The sequence below is a fragment of the Marinobacter sp. UBA2498 genome, assembly GCF_002341575.1.
Lineage (GTDB): Bacteria > Pseudomonadota > Gammaproteobacteria > Pseudomonadales > Oleiphilaceae > Marinobacter > Marinobacter manganoxydans.
Map to the genome: position 1 here is coordinate 20668 of NZ_DDOI01000043.1, position 2441 is coordinate 23108.

Here is a 2441-nt window from a genome sequence, read left to right on the forward strand (position 1 = left end):
GCCATTCGTTTTCGACAGGTCCTTGATCAATCAACGCCCCAGTGGCAGTCGGTAACGTTGAGCGAGCCGGTACGCTGGTCCATGAACGATCCGCTGGAAGCCCTGATTAGCCGACTCTTTTTGCTGGAGGCCGACGGTGGTCGCTTGCCCGGTAAAACTGAATACAGCGCCGGCGAGCTGGTCATCGAACCCTGGGAGCCGGCAACGGCAAGTGACGAAGCTCTGTCCCGTGCCTTTGGGTTGCTGGTGGATGCCCATTACCGGACCAGCCCCGCTGATCTGAGGCAGTGGCTGGATGACCCGGCCGCCCGTAGCTGGCGCGCGCGAATTGGCGATCAGACGGTTGGTGTGCTCTGGTGCGCGCTCGAAGGTGGCCTTCCGGATGAGCTGGCACAGCAGGTCAGTCTGGGTACCCGGCGAATACGGGGCCATCTGCTGCCGCAATCGTTGGCCAGCCACAGCGGCTATCCCGAGGCCGCGGTCCTGCGGGGTCTGAGGGTTGTCCGCATTGCAGTATCAGACGAGGTCAGACGCGCGGGCATTGGCCAATGCATGGTGCAGGCTGCCAGGGGGTATGCCGCCGAGCAGGATGTTGATTACCTCGGAACCAGCTTCGGTGGCAGCGCTGACCTGCTCGCGTTTTGGCAGACCTGCGGTCTGCATGTTGTCAGGGTTGGCTTGCAGCAGGAAGCATCCAGTGGCGAATATCCACTGCAGATGGTGGCCGGCTTTTCGCAGGCTGGTCGCGATCTGGAAGGGCGCATTCGCAACCGCCTGGCCGATCATTGGCTTACTCTCTTGCCTGGCAACTGGCAGGGGCTGGAGCCAACATTGCTGGCCGGGATAACCGCCGATCTGCCCACCGGGCCGACGCTGGACAAGGATGATTTGCGGGATCTGAGCAATTTCGCCAATGGGCATCGTGGCTTTCAGGTTACTGTCCCGGTATTGCGGAAGCTGAGTCAGGCACCGGGGATCATGGCGTGGCTGAAAAGCCATGAGGCGCTTGCGGTCTGGTGCCAGAGTGTTCTTCAGGGGCGGCCCTGGTCCGCGCTGCAGGCGGACAGGCTTTGCCTGGGCCAGAGAGAAGGCGAAGATCGTCTGCGACAGGTGGTGCGTGATCTTTTGAAGGATGGCCCGGGTTTGTGACTCGCTCGATTTAATTTCCGCCGGTGTCTGCCCAGAATGGGCCCTCGTATCCTTTCAACGAGATCCACAGAGACTGTTTGTTATGGCCAAGGGAACCGGCGCCTTCCGTTTTTTGCTCATATTGCTTCCGCTTGTTGTTTTCCTGTCCGCCTGCGCCTCCCCGAACCAACCGGTTGCTCTGAGCCCCGAGGCCCTGGCCGAGGCGGATGCAATGCTGGTTTCAGCCGCCGGGAAGGGTGAAAAGCGGCGGGTGCAGCTGTTGTTGTCGGCCGGCGCCAATGTAAACACCAGTGATCAGTACGGTTATACGCCCGTGATGCGGGCGGCGGAAAACGGTCATCTGTCGGTGGTGAAGGTATTGGTGGCAGCCGGTGCCAACGTCAACGTGAGTCAGGGGGGCGAATCCCTGCTGATGAAAATCGTGGCCAACGGGGATTTGCTGACGGCGGAGAGGCTGGTGGCGGCCGGAGCCGACGTCAATTACGAGGCGAGCGATGGCCAAACGGCACTGGACGTTGCCCGCGCCACCAACAATCGGGATCTGGAAATGTTGCTGGTGCAGGCGGGCGCCGAGTTCTAGCGCCGACCGGCTTACTCCAGGCCCATCGGATCCGTCTCGTCATCCCACTCCGGGGTGAAATGAGCCGCAACCACGTCTTCCGGCACATCGGCCACGCTCGGGTAACTCCATTTTGGCTGACGGTCCTTGTCGATAGCCAGAGCCCGGATTCCCTCTGCCAGATCGGGACGCCGGATGCATTCCGAGACCATGGCCAGTTCCATCCGGAAAATATCCTTCAGGGACATCTGCTGGGCTTTTTTCAACTGCGTCCACACCAGCCACGCCGACACCGGACATCCGGTTCTCAGTGTGTTCATGCACGCATGCCACCAGTCGCAGTCCACTTCGGCTGTCAGCAATTGATCGACAATCTCAGGCAGTTCATCACCGGCGCTCAGCCGGGCAATCCGCTGTTCGTGCGTAGCAAGATTGCTGGGTGGAAGAGCCCGGTAATCCGGTGTCTGGATCTGATTGAGTAAGCGGAACAGGCGGTTGTCATCGGCAGCGGTCTGCCCGGTCCAGCGCTCTGACGCCAGGCGGTCGAGCAAACGTTCCCGGTCTTCCTGGAGAATGGCCATATCCGCGAGGCCAACCCGAAGGGTATCGCTTACGTTCAGGCGGGCGCCGGTCAAACCCATGAACAAACCCAGCCGGCCGGGCAGTCGATTCAGAAACCAGCTGGCGCCCACGTCGGGAAACAGACCGATGGCGATCTCGGGCATGGCCAGGG

3 protein-coding genes are annotated in these 2441 nt (G+C 61.2%); 2 read left to right on the forward strand and 1 reads right to left on the reverse strand.

The window, feature by feature from the left end:
* Positions 1-1149 (forward strand): GNAT family N-acetyltransferase (locus tag B2W52_RS04895; protein WP_286801669.1); only part of this gene is annotated, 1149 nt, incomplete at its 5' end.
* An 82-nt stretch (positions 1150-1231) separates the two neighbouring features.
* Positions 1232-1729, forward strand: a complete 498-nt coding sequence (locus B2W52_RS04900; RefSeq protein ID WP_286801671.1) for an ankyrin repeat domain-containing protein — start codon at positions 1232-1234, stop codon at positions 1727-1729.
* Between the two features lie 11 nt (positions 1730-1740).
* Here B2W52_RS04900 and B2W52_RS04905 read toward each other — a convergent pair.
* On the reverse strand, positions 1741-2441 hold a 701-nt coding region (locus tag B2W52_RS04905; protein ID WP_286801674.1), incomplete at its 5' end, for an enoyl-CoA hydratase/isomerase family protein.